3 protein-coding genes and 2 pseudogenes are annotated in these 5,313 nt (G+C 62.4%); 1 reads left to right on the top strand and 4 read right to left on the bottom strand.

Going from position 1 to position 5,313, the window contains the following annotated elements; translation table 11 throughout:
• Positions 1-509: 509 nt before the first annotated feature.
• From BMW90_RS25970 to istA (BMW90_RS25960), 3 genes are all read right to left on the bottom strand, one after another.
• A complete protein-coding gene (locus BMW90_RS25970; RefSeq protein WP_074840680.1) occupies positions 510-1,556 on the bottom strand; it encodes an IS110 family RNA-guided transposase in 1,047 nt (348 codons plus the stop codon).
• Positions 1,557-1,757: 201 nt separating this feature from the next.
• The gene (istB, locus tag BMW90_RS25965; RefSeq protein WP_074840678.1) at positions 1,758-2,567 is read right to left on the bottom strand and encodes an IS21-like element helper ATPase IstB; all 810 of its coding nucleotides are present in this window, start codon (positions 2,565-2,567) and stop codon (positions 1,758-1,760) included.
• Positions 2,564-4,084: an IS21 family transposase gene (gene istA / locus BMW90_RS25960; RefSeq protein WP_074840676.1), complete on the bottom strand. Its 1,521-nt coding sequence runs from the start codon at positions 4,082-4,084 to the stop codon at positions 2,564-2,566. The genes istB and istA (BMW90_RS25960) overlap by 4 nt, the downstream gene beginning before the upstream one ends.
• Before the next feature lie 191 nt (positions 4,085-4,275).
• On the opposite strand from istA (BMW90_RS25960), the pseudogene istA (BMW90_RS25955) reads away from it, so the two are divergent.
• Positions 4,276-4,977 (top strand): annotated as a pseudogene (gene istA, locus BMW90_RS25955) (IS21 family transposase); the annotation flags it as partial.
• 95 nt (positions 4,978-5,072) lie between these two features.
• On the opposite strand, the pseudogene BMW90_RS25950 reads toward istA (BMW90_RS25955), so the two are convergent.
• Positions 5,073-5,313: pseudogene (locus BMW90_RS25950) on the bottom strand (hypothetical protein); the annotation flags it as partial.

The following is a 5,313-nucleotide window of genomic DNA, read 5'->3' as shown; positions in this document are numbered from 1 at the left end:
TGCGTGTTCCAGCTGATGTTGGGCAGGTTTTCCACGGGATGATGGGCACGCATTCCGCGTGATCTTGGGCACGGATTCCAGACGATCGTGGGCAGGTCAGACCGGCGTTCTGACCTTAGGAGTTCTCTCCGGAAATTGGAGGGACCCGAATGCCAACGAAACGATTGCTGATGCGCCGTATACGAGATGTCTTGAGGCTGAAGCTGACCAAAGGGATGAGCGACCGTGTGTAGCGCGTCATATGTGGAACGGCCCGCATGGCAAGAGCTTTTTCAGTTGATTTGCAGTTGGGATTGGTGCGGTCATATGTACGGCCTTTCGATACGGCACATAGCCGCTGGCCTCGATGAAGTCCGCGACACGAGGGGCTAATCAATCTGACGCGCTTGATGCGCATTGACGCGCCGGCCTCACTCGTGTCGGGATGGCGTCCCGTGTGCTCATCGCTTGCTTCTGCACCTTGCCTCTGCCGGCATGCGCCGGTCAGATTTTCATGGCGCTTACCACCCTCATCCGGCAGTGGCCGGGCTTGTCATGGGCATTTTGGGTTGCTGGTAGATCCCCCCCTTGTTCAACAGTGCCCATATGATCCGTGCCATCTTGTTGGCCAAGGCGACGGCCGCGACTTTGAAGGGACGCCTGGCGAGCAGCGCTTTCAACCAGGGGCTTGCTTTGGCATCGCTGCGAGCGATCCTCAGAACGGATGTCGCCCCTGCGACGAGCAGTGAGCGCATCTCCGGATTACCCATCTTCGATATTTTGCCAAGCCGCTCCTTGCCACCGGACGAATGAGCCCTCGGCGTCAATCCAAGCCAGGCAGCAAAATGACGAGCTGACTTGAAGCCACCAGGGTCCGGAACCAATGCTTTGACAGTCGCAGCTATGATTGGGCCAACTCCGGGGATTGAGGTCAGTCGCCGCGCATCCTCGTCGCGCTTCACCTCGGTGACTATTGCCCGCTCGAGCTCGTCAATCTGACTTGTCAGGGCCTCGATCTGCTCAGCGAGCATACTCAGGGCGAAGCGAGCCGGACCGGGCAGACGAGCATCCTCGTCGTCGCGGATAATCGCGATCAACGCCTCTACCTTCGCAACACCTCCAGCGGCGATGATCCCCAGCTCCGCAAGATGAGCGCGCAGGGCATTGATCGCCTGTGTTCGCTGTCGCACCAAGAGAGCACGAGCCTTCAGCACCATGGCCGCAGCTTGCTGGTCGGCCGTCTTGATCGGGACGAAGCGCATGGTCTTGCGGGTGACAGCTTCGCTGATAGCTTCCGCGTCGGCGGCATCCGTCTTGCCGCGTTTTACAAAGGCCTTGACGTAAGTTGGCGGGATGAGTCGCACGTCGTGGCCGAACTTGGCGATCTCGCGCGCCCAATAGTGGGAACTGCCGCAGGCTTCCATCCCGACAAGGCAGGCCGGCCGCTCCCGGAAGAACTTCATCACTTCGCTGCGGCGGAGCTTGCGATTGAAGACCGGGGTGCCATCATCTTCCGCGCCGTGAACCTGAAAGACATTCTTCGCCAAATCCAGCCCGATGGTGCTAACATTCTTCATGGAACGGTTCCTCCTTTGTGGCGTGCAAACAACGACCACGTCTTAGCACATCGATGCTGTCGGAGCGGGCCGTTCCACTTCATCAATCTGGGTGAGAAGAGCGCGTCAATCAGGATGAGAATCCTTGGCCGCGACAAGAGGACGATGGACGTTTCATCTGTCGCGGGCAAGGTGTTTGTCGCTCGGGCTTGTCGCGGAGCGTCAATCTGCGGTCATGTCGACCGGTGACGCCGTTTGCGGAGGCCGACCGGGCCCCTTGCGCCTTTCCGCGGCCTTGCGGCGGTAGCTCTCGACATTCATCTCGAAGATGGTCGCGTGGTGGACCAGCCGGTCGACGGCAGCCAGCGTCATCGCCGGGTCGGGGAAGATCGTGTCCCAGGCGCCGAAAGGCTGGTTGGCGGTGATCAGCATGGAGCGGCGTTCGTAGCGCGCGCTGATAAGCTCGAAGAGCACGCTGGTCTCAGACTGGTCCTTGGTGACATAGGCGATGTCGTCGAGGATCAGCAGGTGGAACTTGTCGAGCTTGGCGATGGCGCTTTCGAGGGCGAGATCGCGGCGGGCCTGCTGGAGCTTCTGGACCAGATCCGTGGTGCGGGTGAAGAGTACGCGGTAGCCATTTTCCACCAGCGCCAACCCGATGGCGGAACTGAGATGCGACTTGCCCACCCCCGGCGGGCCGAACAGCAGGATGTTGTCGCCCTTGCCGATCCAGCTGTCGCCGGCGGTGATGGCATTGACATGCGCCTTGGACACCATGGGAACGGCGGCGAAGTCGAATGTCTCAAGGGTCTTGCCGGGCAACAGGCGGGCCTGGGCGAGGTGGCGCTCGATCCGGCGACGGTCGCGTTCGGCCAATTCATGTTCCACCAGGGCGCTGAGCAGGCGGGCGGCGCGCCAGCCTTCCTTGTCGGCCTGTTCGGCGAAGCGAGGCCAGAGCACCTTGATGGCGGGCAAACGCAGCTCGTTCAGGGCAAGGGTGAGACGGGCGGCATCGATCTCGTGCGATGTCATGCTGCCGCCTCCTCGGTGATCGTGACATCACCCACCAGCCGGTCGTAGGACGACAGGTCGGCCAGCTGCACGCTGATCCCCGGCAGAGTCTCGGGCGGCGGCGCAAAGAGCGCGCGCAGGGCCTGGATGTCGGGCAGCCGTCGCTGGCGCAGATCCTCGTCGAGCTGGGCGGCCAGTTCGGCTTCACAGCCGCGGTCATGGGCCAGTGCCAGAAGATCGACCGCCATCCGGCAGGCCGTCTTCTCGCTGGTCTGTTCCAGCAGCGCCGCGAACATGTCTCGGAAGGCCCGGCGCGGAAACAGCTGGTCCCGATAGACCAGCCCCATCAACGCCATGGGCTTTCTGCGCAGCGAATGGATGACGTGCCGGTAGTTGACCACGTGTCCGTGGCTGCCACTGGGCGTGGCGCGTCCGCGGGGCAGCGTCTGCAGGAAGGTGGCGCCGAGAAACAGTTCGAGCCGGTCATCGTAGAGCCGGACCCGCAGCTGATGCCCGATCAGCCGGGAAGGCACGGTGTAGAAGACCTTGCGCAGCAAAAAACCGCCCGAAGATGTGACGCGCACCGTGACTTCCTCGTGATCCGTGGTCCGGCGGTCAGGCAGAGGTTTGAGGCTGGCGCGCTCGATGTCGATGCGCTTGGCATTGCGGGCGTTGATCCGGCCCACGATCTCGTCGATGAAGGCGCGATAGGCGCCCAGGGTCTCGAAGTCGCGGGAGCCGCGCATGATGAGCGCGTCCTCGATGGCGCGCTTCAGATGGCCGTGAGGGCTTTCGATGGCGCCGTTCTCATGCGCCACCCCCTTGGTATTGCGCGACGGCGTCATCCCGTAATGGCGGCACAACGCGTCGACGCGGTCGGTCAGATCGGCCTGGGCGGATCGATCGAGGTTCTTGAAAGCCGCCGACAGGCTGTCGGTCCTGTGTTCCTGCGGGACGCCGCCCAGCGACCAGAGGGCATTCTGCAATCCTTCGGCCAGCGCCACGTAGCTTTCGCCGCCCAGCACGACATGGGCGTGTTCGAAGCCGGAATAGGCCAGCCGGAAGTGATACAGTCGGTGATCCAGTGATTGACCGGCAACCGTCACGCAAAGCTTGCCCATGGCGGTGAAATCCGACAGGCCCATCCTGCCCGGCGTGTGGATCTGTCGAAAGATCACTTCCTGCTCGGGGCCATGCTCGGCCCGCCAGGCACGTATGCGCCGCTCCAGCGTGCGCCGGATGCCGGGGCCCAGATCGGGATGCCGACGCAGGAGTTCCTCGAAGATCGCAACCGGCCGCAAACCGGGAGAAGACGTCAACAGCGGAACAACCTCTGCGTCGAAGATCTCCGCCAGCGGGTCCGGCCGACGCCGGCCACGCGGCGGCTTCTTTTGTCCCGGCAAGACCGGGTCGGAGTTCAGGCGATAGCCGGTCGCCTGGCTGATCCCGGCCTTTGCGGCAGCAATCGGAATGGAATGGGTCTGTTTGAGCGTCATGAAGAGCCTCATCTGGTGGTCGGTGACATGACGGCCCGGCATGAACGATCCCTCGTACGGAAAAATCGTCCTCTACCCGAGCCGGCCACGACCGTCAGACCCACCCCGGAAAATTGGGGCGAAACGTGGGGTTGAAGGGTCGCAGGGAGGGCGTAGCCCGACCGGAGAGCCTTCAACCCCACGTTCTCATCCTGATTGACGCCAGAATCTCATCTTGTTTGTCGCGCTGCAACCGTGCGATTGCCACGTCGCTGGGCCTATCGAAGGGCAGCGTGAACAATTACGTGAGCCGGGCGCGACGTGCCGGGTTGGAATGGCCCTTACCGGAGGGGCTTGATGACGACAGTCTGGAGCTGCTGCTTTTCCTGGACTTGAAGTCGCTGCCTACGCCCGAGCGCCCCGTTCCTGACTGGTCGCTGGTCGACCGGGAGTTGCGCAAGCGGAACGTGACACGTGCTCTGCTCTGGCAGGAATATCGCGCGCAGTATCCGCACGGGTTTGGCTACTCCTGGTTTTGCGATCACTTCGACGCCTGGAAAGGGCGTGTGCGCCCAAGCATGCGTCAGACACATGTGGGCGGGGAAAAGGTCTTCGTGGATTTTGCTGGCGACAAGATCGACATCGTCGACCCTGACACCGGGGAAGTGCATACCGCTAAGCTGTTCGTCGCGGCGATGGGCGCATCGAGTTACACTTATGCCGAAGCCGTTGCCTCCGAAGGGCTTGAAGACTGGATCGGCGCACATACCCGCATGTTCGGCTATCTCGGGGGTGTGCCGAAGGCCGTGGTCCCGGACAATCTGAAGTCAGCGGTGATCAAGCCCGACCGGCACGATCCCGGGTTGAACCGAACCTATGCTGAGATGGCCGAGCACTACGGGACGGCGATCCTGCCCGCGCGACCGTACAAGCCGAAGGACACAGATGAGATTGAACAGCCCCATTTTTCGATTTTGTGCTATTCTTGAGGCGCGGGTGACCACGTGGCGAAGGACGGGACGTGAGGTTCAAGTCCCGTCACGCAGCCTTGTCATAGTCGTTCCTCGGGTGTGGCGCCCGCACCCTTCCGCGGCTTCTTCTTTCGCCAGCCCTCCATCATGCGGCGATAGGCGATTTCTGACAGTTCGGCGCCTGCGCGGTCGGCACGCCGGCGATGTGGCAGATTGTAGTCTGCCGTGGCGCCCTTTTTTCCGCGTTCAGAAGGCATCCCGGCAGCGAGTTCCATGGACCGGCGCTTGCGCGCCATGAGAGCCGGGCTCGCCCAGGTATAG

It is taken from the genome of Marinovum algicola, assembly GCF_900109145.1.
In the GTDB taxonomy this organism is placed as follows: domain Bacteria; phylum Pseudomonadota; class Alphaproteobacteria; order Rhodobacterales; family Rhodobacteraceae; genus Marinovum; species Marinovum algicola.
The sequence above is the reverse complement of the archived record's forward strand: the minus strand, read 5'-3'. Positions and strand labels throughout refer to the sequence as shown.